The following is a 24,745-nucleotide window of genomic DNA, read 5'->3' on the forward strand; positions in this document are numbered from 1 at the left end:
TCTGGTGCGGATTCGTGGGCGCCAGACTGCCTGATCGACGGATCGCGCGGAAGAGCGGGTCGGGGACGGATCCGTCAGATCAGGACGCCGTCGCTCTCCTGGCCGTCCTCGGCGTGCGTGCGCTGCACGAGACCGGGGACGTCGTCGGCCGCCATGGCGCTCCCGAACCAGTGACCCTGGGCGCGGTGGACGCCGAGGGCCAGCAACGGTCCCAGCTGCTCGGAGCGTTCGACGCCTTCGGCGAGGATCCGCAGGTCCATCGCCCGGCACAGGGCCGCGATGCCCTCGAGCAGCGACGTGTCCCCACTGGTCACCAGCGTCGTCAGCGAACGGTCGAGCTTCACGGTCGAGATCGGGAACCGGCGCATGTAGGACAGCGAGGTGTAGCCGATGCCGAAGTCGTCGAGGTCGAGCTGGAACCCCGCGGCGACGGTCTCGCGCAACGACTCCGCGATGCGGGGGTCGTCGGGGAGTTCCTCGTGCTCGGTGATCTCGAGGTGGATCCGCTCGGGGGCGATGCCGTGCGCGGCGGCCAGGGTGGTCATCCACCGGGCGAGGCCGTGGCGGTGCAGGCTGCCGACCCCGAGGTTCACGGCGAGGTGCAGCGGCGGGACGCCGAGGGCGTCCCACTGCGCGAGGTGGCGCACCGCGCGCGTCGCGACGTGCTCGTCGAGGCGGGCCCCGAGACCGGCCGCCTCGGCGTGGTGGAGGAACTCGTCGGGCACGAGGAGCCCCGCACGCGGGTGGCGCCAGCGGACGAGCGCCTCGACCCCCACGATGCGGACCGACGACCCCTCACCGAGTTCGACGATCGGCTGGTGCACGACGACCAGTTCGCCGACGTCCGCGGGGGACCCGTCGTGCAGCAGCAACCGGCGGAGTTCCTGCTGCATGGTGAGCCCGCCGAGGACCCGTTCGCGCAGTTCGGGCCGGTAGACCTGGGCGCGGCCCTTGCCGGCCTGCTTCGCCGCGTACATCGCGATGTCGGCGTCGACGAGCGCGACCTCGAGGGTCACCCCGGCGGGGAGCGGTGCGATGCCGATGCTGGCGCTGACCTGGTACGGCAGCCCGCTGAACTCGAAGGGTGCGTCGAGGGCCGTGAGCATCAGGTCGGCCGGCCCCTCCTCGTCGTCGGGTGCGGTCCAGCAGACGACGATGAACTCGTCGCCACCGGTGCGCGAGACGACGCCGCGCACCCCCACGGCCCGCTGCAGCCGGTGCGAGACCTCGACGAGCAGGGCGTCGCCGACGGCGTGGCCGCGGGTGTCGTTGATCTGCTTGAAGTCGTCGAGGTCGACCAGGCACAGGTGCAGGTCCTCGCCGCGCAGGCGCTGCTGCAGCTCGCGGGTGGCGTTGGGCAGACCCCGGCGGTTGACCAGGTCGGTGAGGGGGTCGCGGTCGGCGCTGCGTTCGGCGCGGCGCACCGCGAGCGAGGCGAGGGCGACGCCGGCGCAGGCGAGGACGTAGCCGCTGGGCGCGACCACCTGGACCGCGACGTCGGGGAGGACGTGCAGGTTGCCGAGGCCCCACAGCACGGGCACGGCGAGGAAGACCGGGACGACGGTGAGCAGGCGCTGCCCGTCGCGGCGCAGGGTGCCGCCGGCGTGGGGGGTGCCGAAGTGGCGCATGCTCGGGTGCGAAGCGGCGGTGGCGAGCAGCACCATGGCGAGGCACTCCAGCGCGGGCAGGACGCGCGCCTGGCCGAGCAGGTCGCCGCGGGCGGTCACCAACGAGGCGATCGCGAGCAGCCCACCGGAGGCCGACAGCACGAGCGCGGTGGCCGGGGCCATGCCGGTGCGGGTCGAGAGGATGCGCAGCAGGACGACGACGAGGACGACGTCGGCGGCCGTGCCGATGAGGACCGCCGGTTCGTCGCCGAGTCCGGTCTCGTGCAGCATCCCGAGGACCTGCACGACGACGAGTCCGCCGCCGCAGAGGGTGAGGAGGACGTCCGGCCAGGTCGTGCGGGACGACCCTTCGCGGCGCAGCGTCCGGACGACGAACGGCACCAGGGCGAGGCCCACGACCTGGACGCCGACGACTCCCCAGCGGGCGACCCCGAGGTCGCCCGGGCGCAGGACGGCGGCGACGGCGGCGACGAGGCCGGTCGTCACCAGGGCGAGGACGGCCGCCCAGGCCTGCGGCAGGATCGGCCGGTGCCGGCGCACCCCCAGCGCGGTCACGAGCAGGGCGGCGGCGTGGACGAAGGCGACGACGAGATCGGCCGGTCCGGGACCCGTCGCGTCGGGCAGGAACGCCACGGCGAGACCGAGGAGGCCCAGGACGGCCAGCACCGCGGCGGCTCGCTTCGACATCGGCTCCCCTTGGACGTCCTCGCTCCCAGAGGCCCGGGACCACTTGACGTATCGGCGGGTCCCGGGTCCGACTCATTCGCCCGATCGGGGGTGCACTCCCGGTGGTGGACACGGTGGGTGACGGGAACACCCCGTGGGGGGCCCGGGGTTGGCGCCGACATGAGCACACCCACGACCCCCCGCCGGCTGAGCCTCTGGGGCGGCGGCCCCTGGCAGGACCCGACCCGCGTGGCGGAGGCCCGCGAGGTCGCCGCGGAGGTCGAGGAGCTGGGGTTCGCACGGCTGTGGTTCTCCGGCGGCTTCGCACCGGGGATCCTCCCCGCGTTCGGTGAACTGCTGTCGGCGACCACCTCGCTGGGCGTCGCGAGCGGCATCGTGAGCATCTGGACGGCCACCCCGGCGCAGTCCGCCGCGGCGTTCGCGGACCTCGAGCGCGACCACCCGGGACGGTTCCTGCTGGGGCTCGGGAACTCCCACGCCCCCGCCGTCGAGGGGCAGGGGCGGGCCTACGAGAAGCCGTTCACCCGGACGGTGGAGTACCTCGACCAGCTCGACGCGCTGTCGCCGTCGGTCCCCGCGGACCGGCGGGTCCTGGCGGCGCTCGGCCCGAAGATGCTGGACCTGGCGCGGACCCGGACGGCCGGGGCCCACCCGTACTTCACGACCGTCGAGCACACGGTGTCGGCGCGCGAGGCCCTCGGCCCCGAGTCGTTGCTGGCCCCGGAGGTGGCCGTCGTGCTGGAGACCGACCCGTCGAGGGCGCGGGCGATCGCCCGCGAGTACGCGGCGGTGTACCTGGCCCTGCCGAACTACACGAACAACCTGCGCAGGTTCGGCTGGGGCGACGCGGACCTCCTGGACGGCGGCAGCGACCGGGCCATCGACGCCCTCATCCCCTGGGGCACGGTCGAGCAGGTCGCCGCGCGCCTCGAGGAGCAGTTCGCGGCCGGGGCCGACGAGGTCCCCGTGCAGGTGCTCGGTGGCGGCGGGGACTTCCCCCGCGAGCAGTTCCGCCTGCTCGCGGAGGCCTTCGCCGGCTGAGGTCACCGGCCGCCCCTGAACACCGCAGCGCGTTCAGTCCACGTCGAGGATGGACCCGATCCCGGTGACGTCCAGCAGGAAGCGGACCTGGTCCGGGGCGTGCCGCAGGCGCGGTCGGCGGGGCGCGATGCGCTGGGTGAGCCTCACCAGGAAGGCGATGCCCGAGGAGTCCATGAACGTGACCGCCCCGAGGTCGACCACGACGACGTGCTCGGCCTCGGCCCCGTCCAGGACGACGCGGGAGCACAGGGCGGAGAGTTCCCCCTCCAGGCCTGCGTCCACCTCGCCGCGCAGAGCGATCGTCGTGCACCGCGTGACGGGGTCGACGAGGAGGGTGCCCACCGCGTCGCCGGGGCTGGTGGTGTCCGGGCGTGAGCTCACCGGCCGCCGACCCCCCGACGACGGCCCGCAGCCCGCTTCGTGGAGGCGCGGTTGCGACGGCCGGCCAACGCCGACGCCCCCCGCAGACCCCGGGACAACGCGGTCGGGCCCTCGGAACGTTCGAGCCTCCCGGCGATCGCCCCCATCGTCCTGATCCCCAGGGGTACCGCCACGGAGGCGATCACCCAGCGGCGCAGTCCCTGCGAGAGCAGAACCCACATCGTCGTCGTCCTTTCGAAGCCGCACCCGGGGCGGATCACGACCCCGGTCGACGTTGTGAGTGCTCGAACCCCTCGTTCGTCACGCCGTCGAGACCGTGACGTGCGTCACTTCCCTGGGTCTTCTAGTAGTCAAGAGTTCAACTGGCTCGTGGGCTCCGGAGGTGGTCCCATTCCTCGACGCAGTCGTTCCCGGCGCACGAAGAGGCATGGCGATGGTTCCCACAGCTCGACCCGGAGAGTCCGCGGAACCTCTCGTCGTCCTCGACGCCGGTGCGCTCCGCGGGACCTCACCCCGGTGGGGGACCAAGGAGGTCAAGGGCACGAAGGAGCACGGTGCCCGGCTCGTCGGCCCCGACCTGCTCGCGGAGGCGGTGGTGATCGGGGCGGGTGCCCCGCCTCCGCACGGCCGACCCCCGGGCGCCGGGGTCGGGGGAGGACGTGCTGCCGCAGGAGGGGGACCGGTGGAAGGACCGCAGGACGTGACGAGTGGTGGACCCGGGGGCGAGGCCCTGTCCGGGTGGGACCTGGAGGGCGTGCCCGACGAGGCACTGGCCCGCCGGGCCGGGCTCGGTGACAAGGCGGCCTTCGCCGTCCTCGTCGACCGGCACGGCCCGGGGCTGCACCGCCACGTGTCGAGGATGCTGCGCGACCGCGGTGCCGTCGAGGACTGCCTGCAGGAGACGCTGATCGCGGCCTGGAAGGGCCTGCGCGGGTTCCGTGGTCAGGCCAGCGTCCGGACCTGGCTGTTCACCATCGCCCGGCGACAGGTCTTCGCCCACGGCCGGCGCGTCCCGGAGTCCGGCTCGCTGCCCTACGTCGACCCCGCCGAGGTGCTGGACCGGATCGCGGACCTGCGAGACGATCCCGCCCGGACCAGCGTGGAGTCCGGGTTGCTCGAAGCCGTCGACGTCGCGCTGACCCTGCTCCCCGAGCGGCAACGTTCGGCCTGGCTGCTCAAGGAGGTCGAGGGTTTGAGCTACGCGGAGATCGCGATCGTCCTGGACGTCGGCCCCACCGTCGTCCGGGGCCTCCTCGCCCGCGCGCGGACGACCCTCGCGAGCACGTTGGAGGACTGGCGGTGAGCGGCGAAACCCGGGTGGAGTTCCAGGACCTCGGCGCCCGGCTGATCCGCCGGCACACCGAGAACGGCTGGGTGGCGCTGCGCGACGACCTGCTCGACCGCGCCCTGCGGAGCTTCCGGCCCTCCGCGCCGGTCCGCGGTCGTCACGGCGCCGGTGACTTCTTCGTCGCCGCGGACGCGCTCGTCGCCCTGCTGCGACGCAGCGTCGACGCGGAACCGCAGGCCGCGGCCTCGGACATCACCTGCGAGACGGACGGGTCGGACGTCCTCGTCTCGGTCACGATCCGGCTCGTCGCCGCCTACGGAGCGCACCTGGTGACCCTCGCCGACGCGGTGCGGACCCGGGCCCTGGTGGAGCTGCAGGAGGTCCTCGGGGTCCTCGCCCCGGAGATCGCCCGGATCCACACCCACGTCCACGTCGAGGACGTCCACCGCGACCCGCGGATGCTCTGAGCACGGCTTCCCGGGCGGTGGGCGCCGGTGTCCGGGACGCGTACTGTGCGAGAACCGCACGAGGCGCTGAGCCCCGTACGTCACCCGGCCCGAGCAGGAGGGCGCACGGCTGGAGTCGACGGCCACGCGGTACCCCGCCGTCCGCGGCGAACACCCGGCCCCCGGGTGGACAGGAGACGCACCATGGACAAGTCGCCCCGCAACACCAGTGCGAAGAAGACCGGCAAGTCCCTCAAGGAGAAGCGCGTCGACAAGAAGGCCAAGAGCGCGTCGCGCAGCGCCTCCGACGCGGTCAGCGACAGCGTCAAGGGCACCAAGCGCTGAGACCGGTGCCGCCGCGCAGCACCGGTGCTGCGCGGCGGCGGTCAGTCGTGCGTCGAGGTCTCGTGACCGCTGTGGCCGACGGGTTCGAGCTGGAAGGTCGCGTGCTCCACGGCGACGGGGAAGTGCTCGGCCACGCACTCCTGCAGCCGGTCGAGGATCTCGGGTGCGTGACCGTCGCGGAAGCAGGACTCGTCGAGGACGACGTGCGCGGACAGCACCGGCAGGCCCGAGGTGATCTGGCTGGCGTGCAGGTCGTGGACCGCGTGCACGTGCGGGAGTTCCAGCAGGTGCCGGCGCACGTCCTCCAGGTCCAGTCCCGGCGGGGTGGACTCCAGCAGGACCGCCGTGGTCTCCCGCAGCAGACCCAGCGTGCGCGGGACGATGAGGACGCCGATGAGCAGCGACACCAGGGCGTCGGCGCGGGTCCAGCCCGTGAGGGCGATGACCCCGGCGGCGACGATGACGGCCACCGAGCCGAGACCGTCGTTGACGACCTCGAGGATCGCGGCCCGCACGTTGACGTTGCGCTCACCTCCGCCGCGCAGGAGCAGCCACAGGGCGATCACGTTGCCCAGCAGGCCGATCACCCCGAACGTCAGCATCGCGCCGGAGTGCACCTCCGGTGGCTCCAGCAGGCGTCGGACCCCTTCGACGAGGACGAAGACGCCGATGGCCAGCAGCGCGGCGGCCTGAAGCGTCGCGGCGAGGACCTCCGCGCGCCGGTAACCCCAGGTGCGCTGGGCGGACGCGGGACGCGCCGCGAGCGTCGCGGCGATGAGGGCGATGACCAGACCCGCGACGTCGGTGAGCATGTGCCCCGCGTCGGCCAGCAGGGCGAGGCTGCCCGAGACGAACGCCCCGACCGCCTCCGCGACGAGGACGGTGGCCGTGACGGCGAGCGCGGCCGCCAGCCTCCGACGGTTCTGCTCGGCCGCCCCGTGACCCCCGTGACCCCCGTGGCCGTGGCCGTGGCCGTGGCTCACGACGCGACCTCCTCGTGGGCGTGTTCGGGGCAGACCTCGTCGTTGACCGCGAGGACCACGCCGAGCAGGTCGCCCAGCGCGTGCGTCATCCGGGCGTCGGCGATCTCGTACCGCACGCGTCGTCCCTCCGGCACGGACACGACGAGGCCGCACCCGCGCAGGCAGGCGAGGTGGTTGGACAGCGACTGGCGCGAGACCCCGAGGAGTTCCGCGAGTTCCGCCGGGTACCCGGGCGCCTCGCGCAGCGCGAGCAGCAGCCGGGACCGGGTGGGGTCGGAGAGGGCGTGGCCGAAGCGGGCCAGGACCTGCGCGTGCGTCGCGATCACCACTCGACAGTACATCGCCGGATGAACTGACGGGGCCCGGCGAGACGGGTAGCTTGCGCAGCACCCACCACTGCTCACCGCTGCGCACCCCGGAGGAACCCACGTGACGATCGAGGACACCGTGCTCGGACACCCGCAGGCGGTTCCCGGGCCGCACGGCGACGTCGACCTGCGCGTCTACCGACCGGCCGGCACCCTCGACGCGGCGCTCGTCTGGGTCCACGGCGGCGGGTTCGCCGCAGGGGACCTCGACATGCCGGAGTCCGACGCCGTGGCCCGTGCCCTGGCCTGCGCCGGGGTGCTCGTCGTCGCCGTCGGCTACCGGCTCGCGGGCCCCGGCACGTTCTACCCCGTCCCCTCCGACGACGTCCTCACCGCCTGGCGGTGGGGCCTGGAGCACGCCCTCGGGGCGGGGGTCGCCCGTGACCGCGTCCAGTTGGGCGGGGCCAGCGCGGGCGGGAACCTCGTCGCCGGCGCGGTGCTGCGCCTGCTCGCGGCCGGAGAACCCGTCCCGGCGGCCGTCTTCCTGGCCTACCCCACCCTGCACGCCGTCCCACCGCTCGCCTCCCCGGTCGCGGACGCCGCGGTGCAGCGACTCCCGGAGGACGAGCGCTGGCCGGTGCCCACCGTCGAGGCGATGTACCGCGGTTTCGTCGGTGGGGACCCCGCGACGGCGCCCGCCGCCGCCGTCCCCGGCACCGCCGACCTCACGGGTTTCCCGCCCGCCTTCGTCCTCACCAGCGAGGTCGACGGCCTGCGGGGTTCGGCCGACGAGTTCGTCCGGCGGCTCGCCGCGCAGGGGACGTCGGTGCTGTCGGTGTGCGAACCGGGGACGGAGCACGGGCACCTGAACCGGCCGGGTCCGGAGTTCGATGCCAGCCTCCGCCGGGTGGTGACCTGGCTCCGCAACGCCCCCGAGCTGGCGGGCTGAAGAACATCCACGGAAAGGGTAGGAAACTTTCCTAACCCCTGCTAGCGTCCTCACACGGTCAAGCTCCGACGTGGGTGGGAGGTCCTCGGCATGGCGACGCACGACGACCTCCCGGGAACTCCGCGCCTGCTGCGGGCGATCAACGACCGTGCGGCCCTGCGTCTGCTCCTGGAGCACGGCCGGTTGTCCCGCACCGAACTCGGCACCCTCACCGGGTTGTCCAAACCGACCGCCTCACAGATGCTCACGAGGCTCGAGGCCGCCGGTCTGGTCCTGCCCGTCGAGGGGACCGCCACCGGCGGCCCGGGGCGGGTCGCCCAGCTCTACGAACTGAACCCCACCGCCGGGTTCGCGCTCGCGGTCGACGTCACCCCGGAATCCACCCGGGCCGTCGTCGTCGACCTCCTCGGGAACCACGTCGGCGACGCCGACCTCCCCCGCACGGGGGACGACGCGGTGGACCTCTTCCGCCGGGCCCGGGAACGGGCGCTGGCCGCCGCGGGTGTCGGAGCCACCGACATCACGCACACCGTCGTGGCCCTGCCCGGCGCCTACGACAACGCCACCCGCACGCTGCGCCACGCCCGGCACCTGCCCGGCTGGCACCGCGACGGGGTCTTCGCGGAACTCGGGGAACTCCTCGAGGGCCGGGTCGAGTTCGAGAACGACGTCAACCTGCTCGCCCTGGCCGAGCTGCACCAGGGCGCCTCCGTGGGCACGGGAACCTCCGTCCTGCTCTGGTCCGCCAGCGGCATCGGCGCGGCCGTGGTCGTCGGAGGTCGTTTGCACCGCGGGGCCACCGGTAGTGCCGGGGAACTCGGGTACCTTCCCGTCCCGGGTGCGCCGCTCGTCCGCGAGGTGAACCAGGACACCGGGGGGTTCGAGCAGTCCGTCGGTGAACCGGGACTCCTCGAACTCGCCCGCCGCCACGGGGTCCCGGGCGGGAGCCCGGAACAGGTCGTCGCGGCGGCGTCCCCCGGCGGGGAGTTCCTCGCCGAGCTCGCGACCCGCTACGCCACCGGGATCGCCGCCGTCGTCGCGGTGCTCGACCCGGAGGTCGTCGTCTTCTCCGGGCCGGTCGCCGAGGCCGGTGACGAGGTCCTGCGCGCGCTCGTGGAACGGGAGATCGCCGCCCTGGCGATGCGTCCCGTCCCCGTGCGACTCGGCACGATCCTGCACGACCCGGTGCTCACGGGAGCGACGCACGTCGCCGTGACCCGACTGCGCGACAACGTGTTCGACTCCGCCGGCGCGCCCGACGCGCGTTCCGGCGAACGCTCCGCCGGCTCCTGACGGACCACTGCACGACCACCCCGTCCCGCGGGGTGGCGCGTCGCCGTACCTCGATCCCGACCCCGTGAGGGTTCCCCAGAGCTCCCGCCACTTCGTCGTACCCGGCAACGGGTGCGCAGAAAGGACCGGACGTGTCGAAACTCCCCGCTCGCCGCCCCGCGCTCAACCGCCTCGGAGCAGCGCTCGCCGTGTTCTCCCTCGCCGCCCTCGGGGCATGCGCACCGTCCTCGAACGGCGGCGACGGCACCAGCGCCGACGATCAGCAGACCATCACCTTCTGGCACGGCTGGAGCCAGGACACCGAGACCGCCGCGATCGACGCCAACATCGCGAAGTTCGAGGAGTTGCACCCCAACATCAAGGTCAAGACCGTCGGTGCGGTCACCGACGACAAGATCCTGCAGGGCATCCGCGGGGCCGACGCCCCCGACGTCGTCTCCTCCTTCAACACCCTCAACGTGGGCGCCTTCTGCGGCGGCGCCCTCGTCGACCTGAACCCGCTCATGGCGAAGGACGGGATCGACAAGGACACCACCTACGTCAAGTCCATGACGCAGTACAGCTCCTACGACGGGGTCCAGTGCACCGTCCCGCTGCTGAGCGACAACTACGGACTGTTCTACAACACCGACATGTTCGCGGCGGCCGGGATCCAGGGACCACCGAAGACCTGGACGGAACTCCAGCAGGACGCGATGAAGCTCACGAAGGGTTCGGGGGACAGCTACTCCCAGCTCGGCATCATGCCGAACCTGCACGGGTACGAGAACGGCACCGGGCACTCGATGGTCCAATGGGGAGCCACCTACTTCGACGCCGACGGCAAGGCCGTCATGTCGAAGGACCCCGCCGTCACGAACTTCCTGACCTACTGGAAGGGCCTGGAGGACTCCCTCGGCGGGTACGTGAACCTGGAGAAGTACCGGACGACCTTCGGTGAGGAGTTCTCGCCCGAGAACGCCTTCGAGGCGCAGAAGGTCGCCATGCAGATCGACGGTGAGTGGCGGACCCAGAACCTCGCGACCGACCAGGTGCCGTTCGGGTGGGCCACCGCCCCGATGCCCGTCCCCGACGACCGGCTCGACGAGTACGGCCGCGGGTGGACCTCGGGCACGGTCGTCGGCATCCCCGCCCGGAGCAAGCACCAGCAGGCCGCCTGGGAACTCGTGAAGTTCCTGACGACGGACACCACCGCCCTGGTCGGTTTCGCCAACGCCATCCACAACGTCCCCTCCACCTACGCCTCGCTGCAGTCGCCGGACCTCGTCAAGGACGAGAAGTTCCAGACCTTCCTCGACATCGCGGCGAACCCGCTGACGACCTCGCCGGTGGTGACCAAGGACGGCGACCAGTACCTGCAGATCTTCGAGGACTTCGCCTACCGCTGGGAGTCGGGTGAGGTGACCGACCTCCAGGCCGGCTTGCGCGAGGTCGACCAGCGCATCGACGCAGCGATGGCCCAGGCCGGTGAGTAGCGCACTCGCCGCCGGCCGGCGTCGGGGGGTCTCCCGCTCGCGGTGGGTCGTGCTGGCCTTCGTCTCCCCGTTCGTCCTCGGCGTCGTCCTGTTCTTCGGCTACCCGCTGGTCTCGACGATCGTGTACTCCTTCGAGAAGTACGACCAGATCAACCCGCCCACCTGGGTGGGGACGCAGAACTGGCACTACGTCTTCGACGAGTACCCGAGGTTCTGGACGGCGCTGCGGAACACGGCCTGGCTGGTCGTGGTGATGGTGAGCCTCCGCCTCGTCTTCGGGCTCGCGGTGGGGATGCTCATCGTCCGCGTACGCGCCGGGGTGGGGATCTTCCGAACCGTCTTCTACCTGCCCTACCTGGCGCCCCCGGTGGCCTCGACGCTGGTGTTCGTGTTCCTGCTGAACCCCGGTAGCGGGCCGGTGAACGGTCTGCTGGAGGCGGTGGGCATCCCGGCCCCGGCCTGGTTCACCGACCCGAACTGGTCGAAACCGGCGTTGGTGCTGCTGTCGCTGTGGGGCATCGGGGACCTCATGGTCATCTTCACGGCCTCCCTGCTGGACGTGCCGCGCGAGTTGTACGAGGCGGCCGAGCTCGACGGCGCCGGGGCGTTCGGCCGGTTCCGCTTCATCACGTTGCCGACGATCCGGCCCATCCTGCTCTTCACGACGGTGACGGGCGTCATCGCCACCATGCAGTACTACACGCAGGCCCTGGTCGCCGGGCAGGCCGCGAGCGGTCAGCTGAGCTCCGCGGGCAGCCGGGTCGAACCCGGCTACCCGAACGGTTCGACGCTGACGCTGCCGCAACTGGTCTACAACCTCGGCTTCCAGAACTTCGACACCGGCTCGGCGAGCGTCATCGCGGTGGTGATGTTCGTCCTGGCCATGGCGTGCACCGTCCTGCTGCTGAAGGCCGGCGGCGGGTTCCTCAAGACCGGGAGGATCGGATGAGCACCGGAGTCCTCACGAAGCCAGGGCCCGTCGAGGTCGTCGCGACCGACCGCGGGTGGCGCCGGTTGGGCCGCACCCGGACCCAGGTCCTGCTGTGGATCGCGACGCACGCCGTCGCGGTCGGCCTGGCCGTCCTGTTCCTGGCCCCCATCGCGTTCCTGCTGCTCACCTCGGTGATGTCCGACCGACAGGCGTTGTCGGGGTCGTTGTGGCCGGACACCTGGCAGTGGTCGAACTACCGCCGGGTCTGGGACACCCCGAACTTCCTGCTCTGGTGGCGCAACTCCCTGGTCTACGCCGGGGTGGGCACGCTGCTCGCGATCACCTCCAGCGTGTTCCCCGCCTACGCGCTGGCCAAGTTCCGCTTCCGCGGGTCCAACGCCCTGATGGTCGTCGTGGTGGCGGCCATGATGCTGCCGCCGCAGGTCGTCGTCGTCCCGATGTACGTCGTGTGGTCGCAGTACTTCGGGCTGACCGGGTCGCTGTGGCCGCTCATCATCCCGCTCGCCTTCGGGGACGCCTTCTCGATCTTCCTGCTGCGCCAGTTCATGCTGACGTTGCCGGACGAGGTCGTGGACGCCGCCAAGGTCGACGGCTGCGGGGAACTGCGGACGTTGTGGCACGTCGTGCTGCCGATGTGCAAGCCGGCCGTCGTGGCGACCTCGCTGTTCCAGTTCTTCGCCCTGTGGAACGACTACTTCGGTCCGCAGATCTACGCCAGCGACGACCCGCGCGCCTGGACGTTGTCCTACGGGCTGCAGACGTTCAAGGGTGCGCACTCCACCGACTGGAACGTGACGATGGCGGCCACCGCCCTCGTCGTGCTGCCGGTGGTCCTCGTGTTCTTCCTCGCCCAGCGCGCCTTCGTCGAAGGCGTCACCCTGACAGGAGTCAAAGGATGAAGATCGTCGTCGTGGGTGGTGGCTCCACCTACACACCGGAACTCGTCGACGGGGTCGCCCGCCTGCAGCACGAGCTGCCGATCTCGGAGATCGTGCTCGTCGACCCCGACGTCGGGCGCCGCGACCTGCTGGCGGGGGTGTCCCAGCGCATCCTCGACGCGCAGGGTGCGCCCGTCCGGGTGCGGGCGAGCGCCGACGTCGCCGAGGCGGCCGACGGGGCCGTGGCCGTCCTGCTGCAACTGCGGGTCGGCGGGCAGGCCGCGCGGGCCCGGGACGAGAGCTGGCCGCTGGAGTGCGGCTGCCTGGGCCAGGAGACGACCGGGGCCGGTGGCCTCGCGAAGGCGCTGCGGACGGTACCCGTCGTCCTCGACATCGCCGAGCAGGTCCGGCGGGTGAACCCCGACGCCTGGATCGTCGACTTCACCAACCCGGTCGGGATCGTCACCCGGGCGCTGCTGACGCAGGGCCACAAGGCGCTCGGGTTGTGCAACGTCGCCGTGGGGTTGCAGCGGTTCTTCGCCGCTCGCCTCGACGTCGCCCCGGAACGGATCTCCCTCGACCACGTGGGGTTGAACCACCTCACCTGGGAACGTGCCGTCCGGGTCCTCGACGAGGACGGCGGCCCGGGGGAGGACGTGCTGCCGCGCCTGCTCGTCGAGGACGGGGAGACCATCGCCAAGCACCTGCACCACCCGCTGGAACTCGTCCGGGCCGTGCGGGCGCTGCCGTCGTACTACCTGCGCTACTTCTACGAGCACGACACCGTCGTCCGCGAGCAGACCGGGGTCCCCTCCCGCGCCGAGCAGGTCGCGGGGATGGAGGCGGAACTGCTGGAGATGTACGCCGACCCCGCCCTGCACGAGAAACCCGAACTGCTGCAGCACCGCGGGGGCGCGTTCTACTCCGAGGCCGCGATCGCCCTGGTCGCGTCCCTGGTGAACGACCGCCGTGACGTCCAGGTCGTCAACACGTTCAACCGCGGCACCTACGGGTTCCTCCCCGACGACATGGTCGTCGAGATCCCCGCCGTGGTGGGAGCGCACGGTGCGACACCCGTCGTCCCCGCGCCGCTGGACCCGGCCAAGGCGGGGCTGGTCGCGCACGTCGCGGCCTACGAGCAGCTCGCGCTCGAGGCCGCGCTGCACGGGGGACGGGACCGGGTCGTCGAGGCGTTGCTGGCGCACCCGCTGATCGGGCAGTGGGACCAGGCCACCTGGCTCGCCGACCGGTTGCTCGCCGAGAACGCCCGGTTCCTGGCGTGGGCGTGAACGGTGACGACCCGGTGGTGGTGGCGCTCGACGCCGGGAACTCCAAGACGGACACGGTGGTCGTCGACGCGGAGGGGACGGTCCTCGCGAGCGCCCGGACGGGCGGGTTCCGGCCCAGCGCGGTCGGGCTGGCCACGGCGTTCACCGAACTCACCGACGGGATCGAGCTCGCGTTGCGGCGCGCGGGCGACCCGCCGGTGGAACTGCTGGCGGCCTACCTCGCCAACGCCGACCTCCCTGCCGAGGAGGAGCGCTACGCAGCCGACCTGACGGCCCGCGGCTACGCCCGGCGCGTCGTCGTGGGCAACGACACGTTCGCGTTGCTGCGGTCCGGGGTCGTGGCCGGAGCGAGCGCCCCGCAGGGGGTCGCAGTCGTGTGCGGGGCGGGGATCAACTGCGTCGGGCTGGCCCCGGACGGTTCCACCGCGAGGTTTCTCGCCCTCGGCCCGACGACGGGGGACTGGGGCGGGGGTGGCACTCTCGTCAACGAGGTCATGTACGCCGCGACCCGGGCCGAGGACGGCCGGGGTCCCGAGACCGACCTGCGGCCGGCCGTGGCGGACCTCTTCGGTCTGCCGACCGCCCTGGACGTCGCCCTCGCCGTGCACCTGGGCAGGATTCCCGCCCCGGACCTGCACGCGCTGGTCCCGGTGCTGTTCGACGTTGCCGCGGCGGGGGACGTGGTGGCCCGTGCCATCGCACGGCGACAGGCCGAGGAGGTCGTCGCGATGGCCCGGGTCGCGCTGCAGCGGTTGGGGTTGGATGCCGCGCCGGTCGACGTCGTGCTCGGCGGCGGAGTCCTGGCGGGGGGTCACCGCGTGCTGCTCGACGCCGTCCGGGAGGGGGTCCTCGCGGTCGCACCCGGCGCCCGGTTCGTCGTCCCGGACGCACCGCCGGTGCTCGGGGCGGCGTTGCTGGCCCTCGACGGACTGGGGTTGGGGAGCGAGGCCCGGGCCCGGGCCGAGCGGCGGTTGCGGTCCGGGGCGGTCGCGGCGGCGCAACCGGTCTGAGCGGTCGGTCCTCCGGGACCTACCGGCCGGCGGATCCCCCTCCTCGCGGCAGCAGGACGACCTTGCCGACGATCGTCCGCGACTCGGCCAGGCGCATCGCCTCCACGATCTCCTCGAGCGGGAACGTCGCGGCGACGTGGGTGGTCAGCCGACCGTCGGCGAGGCGGGCGAAGACGTTCCCGAGGTCCTCGCGGATCCTCGCCTGGAACCGTGCGGGGTTCCGGCGGCCGGCCCAGACGTTGAAGAACGTCGCGCGTCGGCCGTCGGGCCGGACGTTCCACCAGGCGAGTCGGGCCATGAGCTTCAGGATGGGCCAGGTCGGGCTCCCGCTGCCGTCGCGGGTCGCGGCGGTCCCGTAGGAGACCAGGGTCCCCCCGCGACGCAGCAACCGGTGGGAGGCGAAGAGGCCCGCCCCGCCGACGTGGTCGAAGACGGCGTCGACCCCGTCGGGGGCGAGGGCCCGGACCTGCGCCTCGACGTCGCCGCGGTAGTCCACGGGTTCGACCCCGAGGTCGCGCAGCGCGTCGTGGTGGCGTGGCGAGGCGGTGCCGATCACCCGGGCACCCGCGTCGCGAGCGAGTTGGGCGAGCACCGTCCCGACGCCGCCGTTCGCGCCGTGCACGAGGACCGTCTGACCGGCCCGGACCTTCGCGGACCGGTGCAGCATCGACCACGCGGTGATCCCGTTCACGACCAGGGTCGAGGCTTCGGCGGGGTCGACGCCGGCCGGCACCGGCACCAGGTCCTCGGCCGGGGCGAGGGCGTGGGTGGCCCAGCCGCCGGTCTTCGTCATGGCCGCCACGCGCTGTCCGAGGAGTCCGGCGGGGGTGCCGGGTCCGAGGTCGACGACGGTCCCCACGAGGTCGTAGCCGGGGGTGAAGGGGAACGCGGGCTGGTCGTAGTAGCGGCCCCGGCGCATCTGCTGCTCGGCGTAGGAGATGCCGCTGGCCTCGACGGCCACCAGCACCTGGCCGGTGGTGGGCGCGGGGAGGTCGACCTGCTCGAGGCGCAGGCCCTCGGGGTCGACGACGCCGGGGAGGACGACTCGGGTGGTGGTCATGGTGGTCTCCTTGTGTGTGATTGGTCAGTCACTTCATGGAGCACACTGAAGAGCGCTGCGGTGCAGCGCTCTTCAGGGGTGGCGGATGCCGTGGGTGAGGGTGTCCGCCCACGCGTGCGGCAGGTCGTGGAGGTCGGCCGTCACGACGAGGTGGCACAGCTGGCCGTAGGCCAGGAAGCGCTGGACGGCGTCGGGGTCCGCGCCGGAGAGGTCGGTGGCCGTCTGCGTCACCAGGGCGAGACCGCGGCGCACCGCGTCGCGGATCTCGGGGACGTCGCAGGAACTCTGCGCGTGCACCTGCAGCATCAGCAGGTCGCGGTCGGCGATCAGCTGGGCGTAGGCGCCGCCCATCGCGTGCAGGATCCCCGCGGGGGAGGGGTCGGCGGCCTGCTCGGCCCCTTCGTGCAGGGCCCGTGCGACCAGCGAGTAGCAGTGGTCGAGGGTCGCCGTGAAGAGGCCGAGCTTGCCGTCGAAGAGCCGGAACACGTAGGCGGGGGAGATCCCCGCCTCCGTCGCGACGGCTGCCACCGGGGTCGCGTGGTAGCCGCTGCGCGCGAAGACCCGGACCGCGCCGGCCACGACCAGGGCGCGCTGGGCCTGTGCCGTCGACCTCGTCGCTGTCATGTGTGTGATTGAACAGTCACAACAGCTCGACGTCAACCCCCCGTCACGTCACCAGCTCAGGCGGGTCGCGGTCAGGCCGCCGTCGACGTCCAGCGTGACGCCCTGCACCATCCGGGCCGCGTCCGAGACGATGAAGGCCACGGCGTCCGCGACGTCCTGCGGCGCAGCAGGTACCCCGGCCGGAGTCGTCGCCGCCTGGGCCAGCACCACCTCGCGGGCGTAGTCGTTGCCGGGCGTCAGGGTGATGCCCGGGGCGACGGTGTTCACCCGCACCCCGCTGGGGCCGAACTCGGCGGCCCAGGTCCGGGTCATCTGCTCCACCGCGGCCTTCGTCGCCGTGTACATGGCCCCGAACGCCACCCCCGTCCGCGACATCCACGACCCGATGTTGACGATCGCACCGCCACCGTGGGCGACCATCGCCGGAGCGATCTCCCCCACGAGGACGTGCGGGGCGCGGACGTTCACCGCGAGCATCGCGTCGAGGTCCTCGTCGGAGGCGCTCGCGGTCGGGCCGACGGGGTAGATGCCGGCGTTGTTCACCAGCACGTCGATGCGACCCCCGAGCAGCTGCGTCGCGGTCTCGACGAGGGCGCGGAGTTCGGCGGCGGGACGGGAGAGGTCGGCGGCGAGGAAGTCGGCCTTCGCGCCGGCGGCGCGCAGTTCCCCGACCAGGCGTTCGCCGCGGGTCGTGTCGCGCCCGCTCACCAGGACGTGGGTCCCGGCGGCGGCGAGGGTGCGGGCGATGGCCTCGCCGATCCCGCTGGTGGATCCGGTGACCAGGGCGGTTCGGTTCAGGGTCTCGTTCGTCGTCATGACCACAGTCCAACCGGGTTCGGTGAACCGGACCAGAGCCTGTCCAACCTGGTCACGGCAGGACCAGGTCGATCCTGGTGGCGGGTCGTACCGTGGAGACGTGCCTGCCGACCGTTCCGCCCTGGGGGCCTTCCTGCGTTCGCGCCGTGACCGGCTCACCCCCGCCCAGGCCGGGATGACCCCGTTCCCCGGACCGCGGCGGGTTCCCGGTCTGCGCAAGGAGGAACTCGCGGTCCTCGCCGGGCTCAGCCCCGACTACTACAGCCGGCTGGAACAGGGCCGCCAGGCGAACGTCTCGGTGGGGATCCTCGACGAACTCGCCCGCGCGCTCCGCCTCGACGACGTGGAACGGCAGCACCTGCACGACCTGGCCGCCCCCGCAGGACGACCCGGCGCGGTCCGGGAACCGCCGCAGGTCGCCGACCCGGGGTTGTTGCGGGTGATGACGACCCTCGACCACGTTCCCGTGCTGCTGCTGGGCGACCGCTCGCAGGTCCTGGCCCGCAACGCGTTGCTCCGCGAGGTGCTGGGGGACCCGATGGAACCGGGGCGGGTGTTCTCCGACTGGTTGCTGACCGATCCCTTGGCCCGCGAACGCATCCTGAACTGGGTCGAGTTCGCCCAGTACGCCGTCGCGGCGCTGCGCCGGGAATCCGCCCGCCGCCCGCACGACCGCCGCCTGCACGCCGAGATCGCCAGGTTGCGCACCGACCCGGACGTCGACCGCTGGTGGGAGGACCACCGGGTGCGGGACTACGCCTCGATGACCAAGCGGATCCAGCACCCCGCCGCGGGTGCCCTGACGTTCGGGGTGGAAGTGCTCGTCGGTCCGCTGGACCCCGGGCAGCGGTTGATCGTCTACACCTGCGAACCGGGTTCGGCGACGGCGCTCGCCCTCCCCCTGCTGACGTCGTGGGCACTGGATCCGGTTCCGCCGCGAGGATGAGGAGCGGTCCGCCGGAGCGTGAGGTGCGTCCGTTCAGGCCGAACGGCGGATCTCCGCGAGGACGAGACCGGTCGCCGTCTCGCGGTCCAGGTCGACCCCCGCCGCGCGGAGCGCGCGGACAGCGGGTCCCTCCGGGTGGTCGAGGATCGCGAGCAGGAGGTGCTCCGTGCCGATGTAGTTGTGCCGCAGCGAGATCGCCACCCGCAGGGCGTCGGTGAGGGTTTCCCGGCCCGTGCTGTCGAACGGCAGGTGGCCGGGACCCGTTCCGCCGAGGAACCTGCGTCGGCGGGGTTCCCCGTCGAGCGCACCGGGCCCGAAGGACTGCTCCGCCCGGCGTCGGACCTCGTCCACGTCGATCCCGAGTTCCCGCAGCGCGGCCGCGTCCGCGGCCGGCCCGGCGGAGTCACGGACGAGGGGAGCGAGGGTGGCGGCGTCGGCGCCCGCGCCGACGAGGACCCGCTGCGCCACCGAGGGGGTGGCGAGCAGGGACAGCAGGAGGTGCTGGGACCCGATGCCGGCGTGGCGGAACTCCCGCCCGACCCCGCCGACCACCCCGGGAGGAATCGGCACCGACTCCTCCCGGGGTTTCGAGGAACGCGGGGTGGATCCGTTCAGCGGATGGAGCGGTCCGCCTGGTCGAGCCGGGCTCGCAGCTCGTCGCGGGTCCGGCGCCGCGGCTCGGCGGGATCTCCGCTCTCGGTGTAGACCCCGGCGTAGGCGGGCTGGTCGCGCTGGAAGCGCCAGCTCTCGGCCAGGGGGCCCGTGTCGAAGACGTCGTAGCCGATGGCCTCGATGAACTCGGTGACGACGCGTTCGGCCGCCTCGTCGTCCCCGGCGATCGTGAGCGTCGCGCGGTCGGGTGCCCCGGCGGGACGCTGCAGCTCCCCGAGGTTCTGCGCGAAGATGTTGTTGAAGGCCTTGACGACGCGGGCGCCCGCGAAGTGGCGCTGCACGAACTCGCTGGTGGTCAGCTCGTGGCTGTCCAGGACGGCGATGTCGCCGTCGCGTTCGGGGTAGTAGTTGCAGGTGTCGATGACGACCTTGCCGTCCAGGGACTGCGCCGGGAGCTCCGGGACGCGACCCAGCGGGATGGTGACCACCACGAGGTCCCCCGCCGCGGCGGCCTCCGCGGTCGTCGCGGCGCGTGCCCGGGGCCCCAGCTCGGCCACGAGGTCGGCCAGCGACTCCGGGCCGCGGGAGTTCGCGATGACGACGTCGTACCCGGCGTCCACCGCCAGACGGGCGAGGACGCTGCCGATGTTTCCACTGCCGATGATGCCGATGATGCTCATGTCCCGTGCAAGGCGCCCCGGGAGGAGGGCATTCCGCTGCGTCCGGCGGACCGTCGGGGTCGCCGACCTCGCTCAGGTGAGCGGTCCGAGGTGCCGATGGGCCCCGAGAGCGGCCCGACGGCCGCCAGGAGCACAGGAGACACCCGCATGACGGAGGGGATCGTCGGTCCCGACGTCCAGGCCGGAGGCCCACGATGAGAACGACCACCCGCCGCACCGCCGGCACCCTGCTCGCCGGTGCCGCCCTCCTCGGCGCTCTCGCCGGGTGCGGCGCCGACGCCCCCGGCACGACGGCGGCCGCGGCCCCGGCCGACGGACCCCACGTCGCGTTCCTCGTCCCGTCCACCTCCCTGCGGTCGATGGCCTACGACGTCCCGAACTTCTCGGTGGAACTGGCCGAGAAGTGCCCCACGTGCGTCGTCGACGTCCAGAGCGCCCCCGACCAGGCGACCCAGAACACCCAGGCGCAGCAGGCGATCGCCGACGGCGCCAAGGCCCTCGTCGTCGTGGCGCTCGACGGGGCGAAGGCCGGAGACCTGGTGAACGCGGCCAGGTCCGCGAGCGTGCCGGTCGTCGCCTACGACCGCCTCGTCAAGGGCGCGCCCATCGACTACTACGTCTCCTTCGACGGCAACGCCGTCGGGAAGCTCGGTGGCCAGGCGATCCTGGACGCCGTCGGCGAGGACACCGCGGGCGGGGCGATCGTGATGCTCGAGGGTGACCCCGCGGACAACAACGCCGGGTTGTTCGCCGCCGGGGCGCACTCCGTCCTGGACGGCAAGGTCGACATCGCCACCGAACGCTACGTGACCGGGTGGAGTCCCGACGAGGCCGCCGTGCAGATGCGGTCGGCGCTGCAGGACCTCGGGAACCGCCGTCTCCTGGGCGTGTACACCGCCTACGACGGGCTGGCCGCCGGTGCCCTCCAGGCGCTCGGCGACGCGGGTCTGAGCGGGGTTCCCATCACCGGGCAGGACGCCGAGACCGCTGCGCTGCAGCGGATCCTGGGCGGCACGCAGACCATGACGATCTACAAGGACCTCCCCGCCCAGGCGCGGACGACGGCCGACCTCGTCGACGACGTCCTGAAGGGGCGCACCCCCGAGACGACCGGCACCACCGACAACGGCGCGGGTGCGGTTCCCACCGTCCTGCTCCAACCGCAGGCGGTCGGGAAGGCCGAGGTGCAGAGCAAGGTGCTCGCCGACGGGTACACCACCGTCGACGCGTTGTGCGCCGGTGCGGCCAGCGCCGCGTGTGCGTCGGCGGGGATCTCGGCAGCCGGCTGACGAGGACAGGAGTTCCGACCGGGGTTCCGGTTCTCACCCGAGTCCGGCCCGCGGGTCGTCCGCGCGGGAACCCGGTGACCGTCCACGCCGCGGAACTCGGCGTCCAGCGCATCGGGTTGCGGTGCGATCTTCTCGGTGGTCGAGGCCTGGCCGGAGAGGCGGAGCGGCGCGACGGTGGGAAGTGTCAGTGCCCGCCGCCGAGGTGACCGGCGAGTCGCTGGTGAAGGGTCGAGCTGGCCTCGTTCAGGCCGGTGATGCGCAGCGTCTTGCCGCGGGCGGCGTACTTGGTCTCGATCGCGTCCAGCGCGGCGACGGTGGAGGCGTCCCACACGTGAGCACCGGAGAGGTCGACGACGACGTGGGCGGGGTCGCCGGCGTAGTCGAACCGGGTGACGAGGTCGTCGGAGGAGGCGAAGAACAGCGCGCCGGCCACCGAGTAGGTGCGGGTCCGAGCGTCCGGGTCCAGCGTGCTGGTGACCTCGACCAGGTGCGCCACCCGCCGGGCGAAGAGCAACGCTGCGAGCAGGACCCCGACGATGACGCCGATGGCGAGGTTCTCGGTGGCGACGACCACGACGACGGTGGCGACCATGACGGTGGTCTCGCTCTTGGGCATCCGCGCCAGCGTGGCCGGGCGGACGGAGTGCCAGTCGAAGGTCCCGACCGCCACCATGATCATCACTGCGACCAGGGCCGCCATCGGGATGACGGCGACGACGTCCCCCAGTCCGACGACGAGGACGAGGAGGAAGACCCCGGCGAGGAAGGTGGAGGCGCGGGTCCGGGCGCCGGCCTTCACGTTGATCATCGTCTGGCCGATCATGGCGCACCCGCCCATGCCGCCGAGGAAGCCGGTGACGATGTTCGCCACGCCCTGTCCCCAGGCTTCGCGGCTCTTGGGGGAGCGGGTGTCGGTGACGTCGTCGACGAGTTTGGCCGTCATCAACGACTCCATCAGACCCACCAGTGCCATGCCCAGGGCGTAGGGGGCGATGACGGAGAGGGTGTGGAAGGTCAGCGGCACGTTCGGCAGCAGCGGGAAGGGCAGGCTGTCGGGCAGTCTCCCCTCGTCGCCGACGTTCGGGATGGCCAGGTGGGCGGCCACGGTGACCACGGTGAGCAGCACGATCGCCACCAGCGGTGCGGGCACGGCCCGGGTCAGGCGGGGGAAGAAGACCATCAGGGCCAACCCCACGGCGATCATCGGGTAGACGATCCACGGCACGTCACGCATGTGCGGAACCTGGGCGAGGAAGATCAGGATGGCCAGGGCGTTCACGAAGCCGACCATGACGCTGCGCGGAACGAAACGCATCAGCTTCGCCACCCCCAGCACGCCGAGGACGACCTGGAGCAGTCCGCCGAGGACGACGGTGGCGAGCAGGTAGTCCAGGCCGTGGTCGCGGACCACGGGGGCGATGACCAGGGCGATGGCCCCGGTGGCGGCAGAGATCATCGCGGGACGCCCGCCGAGGACGGCGATGGAGACGGCCATGGTGAAGGAGGCGAAGAGCCCGACGCGGGGGTCGACGCCGGCGATGACGGAGAAGGAGATGGCCTCCGGGATCAGGGCCAGCGCGACGACGAGGCCGGCGAGGGCTTCGGTGCGCAGGACCCGGGGCGTCAGCCACGACGGCCGACGGTGCGGGGTGGTCGGCGCGGGGGCGGCCGGGGACGTGGTGGGGAGGGCCAAGGGGGTGCTCCGTTCACGGGTGTCCAGGAGACGGCACCGACGCTGGGCGAAGGTGACCGGCGTTGCGTGGGTAGGTCGGTGCTCGCGAGGCGGCGAGCGGCGCACCGGCTGCCGGGTCGTTCCCCTCGTTCCCGACCCGCCGGCCGCACCAGAGCGGGATGGCCGCTGTGCCGGCGACGACGACCGCGTGACGACTGCGTGACGAGGTGACCCGATCGGTCGACGGGCGTCTCGTCTGCCGCCAACTCTACCCTAACGTAAGAGTAGAGTCTGGGTCCTGAGAGGCGTCCCGATCGGCTCACCGATCGCTGCGTCCACCACCCCGGGGCCCAGCTCGCGGAGGGCCGGGTGAGGAGTCCCCGGGCTGCGCCGGTGCTGCCGCTCCGTCGCTGCTCGGCCGGTCGGCTGCTCCCGGCCGCACTTCGTCGGCATCGGCGATCTCCGCGGCACGAACGCCGTCGAGAAGCGGTCGTGGTGGTCCCGAGCTCGACGCTGCGCAGACGAGGTCGGGGTGGATGCTTGACTACCCGGATGAGCGCAGCAGGCACCGGCCGTCAGGTCCGGGAAGAGGGTCGGGGGCCGCTCATGCAGATCGGGGAAGTCACCGAGCGGGTGCAACTCTCCCACCGCACGGTGCGGCACTACGACGACGAGGGGCTGCTCACCCCGGTCCGCAGTGCCGGCAACTTCCGCCTGTACGCCGAAGCCGACGTCCAGCGCCTCCTCCTCATCCGTCAGCTGAAACCCCTGGGCTTCTCCCTGGACGACATGCGCCAGTTCATCGCCCTCTCGGACACGCTGCGCGATCACCCCGACGACGAGGAAGCCCGGGAGCGGTTGCGCACCTTCGTCGACACGGCTCAGCAGCGCCGCGACGAGATGGCCGCCCAGGTGAAGACCGCCGACGTCTGGCTCGAGGGCCTGCGCGCCCAGCTCTGAACGATCCGCTCCCGCCACGCCGCTGCAGGCCGTGGTGCAACGACGGTGAGACCGCCGGCAGGCGCCCCACTGCGGCTCGCCGATCCGGCGAGATGCCAGCCCGTCGTCAGGGGGAGGTGCTGCGCGCCCGGTCGAAGCAGGCGGTCGTCGTGGCGCGGGCCCGCTCCAGACCCAGGGTCAACCCGTTCCGGCGGTGCTCGTCGGACAGGATCTCCACCCCCCACGGACCGTTCCACCCGAGGTCCTCGAGGAGGCGGATGAACCCCGTGACGTCCTGCACGCCCTCCCCGCAGTAGCGCCGTCGATCGCGGGTGTCCTCGAACAGGTCGCCGACCGGGTCGGCGTCCGCGTCGCTCAGTTCGACGGCCGCCACCTGTTCCAGGGTCAGGCTCCGTCCCAGTTCCGCCAGTGGGGTGCCCGCGCGGAACACGTGCCAGAAGTCGACGGCGAGGCCGGCCGCGGGGTGGTCGACCGCACGGACCAGGTCCGCGCCGGCCGGCAGGGAACCCACCCTCGAGAACGGCAGGGGTTCGAGAGCCACCCGGGTGCCCACGTCGGCCGCCTCGACCGCCAGGCGCCGCAACGGGTCGACGAGCGGGGGCAGGTCGCTCCAAGGTTCGCCGAACGCGGTTCCCGCCTTGACGAAAGGGGAGCCGAACGCGCTCGCGGCCTCGAGCAGGAGGTCCCAGCGCTCGCGCCAGGCCTCCTCCGGCAGCCACCAGTCTGCGATCAGTTCGACCTCCAGGTGACGCAGCCCCCGCCCCCGGGCGTACTGCGCGACCTGGTCGAAACCTGTCGTCGACCTCATGAGTTCGAGGTCCTCGTGGGCGAAGCCGAGTCCGGCCCACCCGCCGGCGGCGACGGCGTCGATGCGTTCGAACGGGGTGAGGGGGGAGACCTCGGAGGGGTCGAGAGGACGCGCGGTCCCAGCGGTCGTCCAGCACGTGGCGACCAGCTCGGGTACGGCCATGTCGGTTCCGTTCGCCGTGAGGGATGCCGTGGGAGGGATGCCGTGGGAGGGATGCCGTGGGAGGGGTCACGAGGGTGGATCGAGCGTACCCAGGGCTCGCGATCCCGGCGGTCCCTCAGGGGACTCCCAGCCCTCCCGTTCTTGACCCGTTCAAGCTGGGCGG

At 72.5% G+C, this 24,745-nt stretch carries 26 protein-coding genes; 14 read left to right on the forward strand and 12 right to left on the reverse strand.

The features are described from left to right. Positions 1–74: 74 nt before the first annotated feature. Positions 75–2,315, reverse strand: a complete 2,241-nt coding sequence (locus SJY07_RS15060; RefSeq protein WP_380160199.1) for a putative bifunctional diguanylate cyclase/phosphodiesterase — start codon at positions 2,313–2,315, stop codon at positions 75–77. Between the two features lie 159 nt (positions 2,316–2,474). Here SJY07_RS15060 and SJY07_RS15065 point away from each other — a divergent pair, with 159 nt between their 5' ends. Further along, positions 2,475–3,356 carry a TIGR03620 family F420-dependent LLM class oxidoreductase gene (locus SJY07_RS15065; RefSeq protein WP_380160201.1) on the forward strand — a complete coding sequence of 294 codons (882 nt, stop codon included), beginning with the start codon at positions 2,475–2,477 and terminating at the stop codon, positions 3,354–3,356. Positions 3,357–3,389: 33 nt separating this feature from the next. Here the strand turns inward: SJY07_RS15065 and SJY07_RS15070 are convergent, their stop codons facing one another. Further along, positions 3,390–3,737, reverse strand: a complete 348-nt coding sequence (locus tag SJY07_RS15070; RefSeq protein WP_380160203.1) for an STAS domain-containing protein — start codon at positions 3,735–3,737, stop codon at positions 3,390–3,392. After that, entirely contained in the window at positions 3,734–3,958 is a 225-nt protein-coding gene (locus SJY07_RS15075) for a hypothetical protein (RefSeq protein ID WP_328293436.1), read from the reverse strand. The genes SJY07_RS15070 and SJY07_RS15075 overlap by 4 nt, the downstream gene beginning before the upstream one ends. A 206-nt stretch (positions 3,959–4,164) precedes the next feature. On the opposite strand from SJY07_RS15075, the gene SJY07_RS15080 reads away from it, so the two are divergent. The 3 genes from SJY07_RS15080 (at position 4,165) to SJY07_RS15090 (ending at position 5,816) form a co-directional block, all read left to right on the forward strand. Beyond that, positions 4,165–5,040 (forward strand): RNA polymerase sigma factor, encoded by an 876-nt coding sequence (locus tag SJY07_RS15080; protein ID WP_380160205.1) that lies wholly within the window; start codon positions 4,165–4,167, stop codon positions 5,038–5,040. Next, positions 5,037–5,492, forward strand: coding sequence for a hypothetical protein (locus tag SJY07_RS15085; protein WP_380160207.1), 456 nt, complete (start codon positions 5,037–5,039; stop codon positions 5,490–5,492). The genes SJY07_RS15080 and SJY07_RS15085 overlap by 4 nt, the downstream gene beginning before the upstream one ends. A 183-nt stretch (positions 5,493–5,675) precedes the next feature. Continuing rightward, positions 5,676–5,816: a hypothetical protein gene (locus SJY07_RS15090; protein WP_328293433.1), complete on the forward strand. Its 141-nt coding sequence runs from the start codon at positions 5,676–5,678 to the stop codon at positions 5,814–5,816. A gap of 41 nt (positions 5,817–5,857) precedes the next feature. Here the strand turns inward: SJY07_RS15090 and SJY07_RS15095 are convergent, their stop codons facing one another. Continuing rightward, on the reverse strand, positions 5,858–6,799 hold the full coding sequence (locus tag SJY07_RS15095) for a cation diffusion facilitator family transporter (protein WP_380160209.1): 942 nt from the start codon (positions 6,797–6,799) through the stop codon (positions 5,858–5,860). Then, entirely contained in the window at positions 6,796–7,140 is a 345-nt protein-coding gene (locus SJY07_RS15100; RefSeq protein WP_380160211.1) for an ArsR/SmtB family transcription factor, read from the reverse strand. Before SJY07_RS15100 ends, SJY07_RS15095 begins: the two co-directional genes overlap by 4 nt. An 88-nt stretch (positions 7,141–7,228) precedes the next feature. Between SJY07_RS15100 and SJY07_RS15105 the strand changes: the two genes are divergently transcribed. The 7 genes from SJY07_RS15105 to SJY07_RS15135 all read left to right on the forward strand — a co-directional run bounded on the left by SJY07_RS15105 (position 7,229) and on the right by SJY07_RS15135 (position 14,953). Continuing rightward, a complete protein-coding gene (locus SJY07_RS15105) occupies positions 7,229–8,056 on the forward strand; it encodes an alpha/beta hydrolase (protein ID WP_380160213.1) in 828 nt (275 codons plus the stop codon). A gap of 90 nt (positions 8,057–8,146) precedes the next feature. Continuing rightward, on the forward strand, positions 8,147–9,349 hold the full coding sequence (locus tag SJY07_RS15110) for an ROK family transcriptional regulator (protein WP_328293429.1): 1,203 nt from the start codon (positions 8,147–8,149) through the stop codon (positions 9,347–9,349). Between the two features lie 131 nt (positions 9,350–9,480). Continuing rightward, the gene (locus tag SJY07_RS15115; protein WP_380160216.1) at positions 9,481–10,824 is read left to right on the forward strand and encodes an ABC transporter substrate-binding protein; all 1,344 of its coding nucleotides are present in this window, start codon (positions 9,481–9,483) and stop codon (positions 10,822–10,824) included. Further along, positions 10,817–11,773 (forward strand): sugar ABC transporter permease, encoded by a 957-nt coding sequence (locus tag SJY07_RS15120; protein WP_328293427.1) that lies wholly within the window; start codon positions 10,817–10,819, stop codon positions 11,771–11,773. Before SJY07_RS15115 ends, SJY07_RS15120 begins: the two co-directional genes overlap by 8 nt. Then, positions 11,770–12,675, forward strand: a complete 906-nt coding sequence (locus tag SJY07_RS15125; RefSeq protein WP_328293426.1) for a carbohydrate ABC transporter permease — start codon at positions 11,770–11,772, stop codon at positions 12,673–12,675. Before SJY07_RS15120 ends, SJY07_RS15125 begins: the two co-directional genes overlap by 4 nt. After that, positions 12,672–13,943 (forward strand): 6-phospho-beta-glucosidase, encoded by a 1,272-nt coding sequence (locus tag SJY07_RS15130; RefSeq protein WP_328293425.1) that lies wholly within the window; start codon positions 12,672–12,674, stop codon positions 13,941–13,943. Before SJY07_RS15125 ends, SJY07_RS15130 begins: the two co-directional genes overlap by 4 nt. Beyond that, positions 13,940–14,953: an N-acetylglucosamine kinase gene (locus SJY07_RS15135; protein ID WP_380160219.1), complete on the forward strand. Its 1,014-nt coding sequence runs from the start codon at positions 13,940–13,942 to the stop codon at positions 14,951–14,953. Before SJY07_RS15130 ends, SJY07_RS15135 begins: the two co-directional genes overlap by 4 nt. Before the next feature lie 19 nt (positions 14,954–14,972). Here SJY07_RS15135 and SJY07_RS15140 read toward each other — a convergent pair whose 3' ends face one another. From SJY07_RS15140 to SJY07_RS15150, 3 genes are all read right to left on the reverse strand, one after another. Further along, positions 14,973–16,013 carry a medium chain dehydrogenase/reductase family protein gene (locus tag SJY07_RS15140; RefSeq protein WP_380160221.1) on the reverse strand — a complete coding sequence of 347 codons (1,041 nt, stop codon included), beginning with the start codon at positions 16,011–16,013 and terminating at the stop codon, positions 14,973–14,975. Between the two features lie 72 nt (positions 16,014–16,085). Continuing rightward, positions 16,086–16,637, reverse strand: coding sequence for a TetR/AcrR family transcriptional regulator (locus SJY07_RS15145; RefSeq protein WP_380160223.1), 552 nt, complete (start codon positions 16,635–16,637; stop codon positions 16,086–16,088). Positions 16,638–16,685: 48 nt separating this feature from the next. After that, the gene (locus SJY07_RS15150) at positions 16,686–17,453 is read right to left on the reverse strand and encodes an SDR family NAD(P)-dependent oxidoreductase (RefSeq protein WP_380160225.1); all 768 of its coding nucleotides are present in this window, start codon (positions 17,451–17,453) and stop codon (positions 16,686–16,688) included. Between the two features lie 100 nt (positions 17,454–17,553). Here SJY07_RS15150 and SJY07_RS15155 point away from each other — a divergent pair, with 100 nt between their 5' ends. After that, a complete protein-coding gene (locus tag SJY07_RS15155) occupies positions 17,554–18,399 on the forward strand; it encodes a helix-turn-helix transcriptional regulator (protein WP_380160227.1) in 846 nt (281 codons plus the stop codon). A gap of 33 nt (positions 18,400–18,432) precedes the next feature. Here SJY07_RS15155 and SJY07_RS15160 read toward each other — a convergent pair whose 3' ends face one another. Next, positions 18,433–18,969, reverse strand: coding sequence for a Clp protease N-terminal domain-containing protein (locus SJY07_RS15160; RefSeq protein WP_380160229.1), 537 nt, complete (start codon positions 18,967–18,969; stop codon positions 18,433–18,435). Between the two features lie 41 nt (positions 18,970–19,010). Beyond that, positions 19,011–19,691, reverse strand: coding sequence for an NADPH-dependent F420 reductase (locus tag SJY07_RS15165; RefSeq protein WP_380160231.1), 681 nt, complete (start codon positions 19,689–19,691; stop codon positions 19,011–19,013). Positions 19,692–19,885: 194 nt separating this feature from the next. On the opposite strand from SJY07_RS15165, the gene SJY07_RS15170 reads away from it, so the two are divergent. Next, a complete protein-coding gene (locus tag SJY07_RS15170; protein ID WP_380160233.1) occupies positions 19,886–20,980 on the forward strand; it encodes a sugar ABC transporter substrate-binding protein in 1,095 nt (364 codons plus the stop codon). A gap of 184 nt (positions 20,981–21,164) precedes the next feature. On the opposite strand, the gene SJY07_RS15175 is transcribed toward SJY07_RS15170, so the two are convergent. Next, positions 21,165–22,673, reverse strand: a complete 1,509-nt coding sequence (locus SJY07_RS15175; protein ID WP_380160234.1) for a SulP family inorganic anion transporter — start codon at positions 22,671–22,673, stop codon at positions 21,165–21,167. A 531-nt stretch (positions 22,674–23,204) separates the two neighbouring features. Between SJY07_RS15175 and SJY07_RS15180 the strand changes: the two genes are divergently transcribed. After that, a complete protein-coding gene (locus SJY07_RS15180; protein WP_328293404.1) occupies positions 23,205–23,612 on the forward strand; it encodes a MerR family transcriptional regulator in 408 nt (135 codons plus the stop codon). Between the two features lie 106 nt (positions 23,613–23,718). Here the strand turns inward: SJY07_RS15180 and SJY07_RS15185 are convergent, their stop codons facing one another. Then, on the reverse strand, positions 23,719–24,582 hold the full coding sequence (locus tag SJY07_RS15185) for a sugar phosphate isomerase/epimerase family protein (protein WP_380160236.1): 864 nt from the start codon (positions 24,580–24,582) through the stop codon (positions 23,719–23,721). Between the last annotated feature and the right edge of the window lie 163 nt (positions 24,583–24,745).

The organism is Kineococcus sp. R86509 (assembly GCF_042466365.1).
GTDB lineage: Bacteria > Actinomycetota > Actinomycetes > Actinomycetales > Kineococcaceae > Kineococcus.

What these genes read in the sequence shown, in the direction of transcription:
- SJY07_RS15060 (WP_380160199.1), bottom strand. Translation starts at nt 2,315, where the DNA reads ATGTCGAAGCGAGCCGCCGCGGTGCTGGCCGTCCTGGGCCTCCTCGGT.
- SJY07_RS15130 (WP_328293425.1), top strand. Translation starts at nt 12,672, where the DNA reads ATGAAGATCGTCGTCGTGGGTGGTGGCTCCACCTACACACCGGAACTC.
- SJY07_RS15170 (WP_380160233.1), top strand. Translation starts at nt 19,886, where the DNA reads ATGAGAACGACCACCCGCCGCACCGCCGGCACCCTGCTCGCCGGTGCC.
- SJY07_RS15145 (WP_380160223.1), bottom strand. Translation starts at nt 16,637, where the DNA reads ATGACAGCGACGAGGTCGACGGCACAGGCCCAGCGCGCCCTGGTCGTG.
- SJY07_RS15090 (WP_328293433.1), top strand. Translation starts at nt 5,676, where the DNA reads ATGGACAAGTCGCCCCGCAACACCAGTGCGAAGAAGACCGGCAAGTCC.
- SJY07_RS15075 (WP_328293436.1), bottom strand. Translation starts at nt 3,958, where the DNA reads ATGTGGGTTCTGCTCTCGCAGGGACTGCGCCGCTGGGTGATCGCCTCC.
- SJY07_RS15180 (WP_328293404.1), top strand. Translation starts at nt 23,205, where the DNA reads ATGAGCGCAGCAGGCACCGGCCGTCAGGTCCGGGAAGAGGGTCGGGGG.
- SJY07_RS15110 (WP_328293429.1), top strand. Translation starts at nt 8,147, where the DNA reads ATGGCGACGCACGACGACCTCCCGGGAACTCCGCGCCTGCTGCGGGCG.
- SJY07_RS15125 (WP_328293426.1), top strand. Translation starts at nt 11,770, where the DNA reads ATGAGCACCGGAGTCCTCACGAAGCCAGGGCCCGTCGAGGTCGTCGCG.
- SJY07_RS15065 (WP_380160201.1), top strand. Translation starts at nt 2,475, where the DNA reads ATGAGCACACCCACGACCCCCCGCCGGCTGAGCCTCTGGGGCGGCGGC.
- SJY07_RS15165 (WP_380160231.1), bottom strand. Translation starts at nt 19,691, where the DNA reads ATGAGCATCATCGGCATCATCGGCAGTGGAAACATCGGCAGCGTCCTC.
- SJY07_RS15185 (WP_380160236.1), bottom strand. Translation starts at nt 24,582, where the DNA reads ATGGCCGTACCCGAGCTGGTCGCCACGTGCTGGACGACCGCTGGGACC.
- SJY07_RS15100 (WP_380160211.1), bottom strand. Translation starts at nt 7,140, where the DNA reads ATGTACTGTCGAGTGGTGATCGCGACGCACGCGCAGGTCCTGGCCCGC.
- SJY07_RS15150 (WP_380160225.1), bottom strand. Translation starts at nt 17,453, where the DNA reads ATGACGACGAACGAGACCCTGAACCGAACCGCCCTGGTCACCGGATCC.
- SJY07_RS15080 (WP_380160205.1), top strand. Translation starts at nt 4,165, where the DNA reads ATGGCGATGGTTCCCACAGCTCGACCCGGAGAGTCCGCGGAACCTCTC.
- SJY07_RS15140 (WP_380160221.1), bottom strand. Translation starts at nt 16,013, where the DNA reads ATGACCACCACCCGAGTCGTCCTCCCCGGCGTCGTCGACCCCGAGGGC.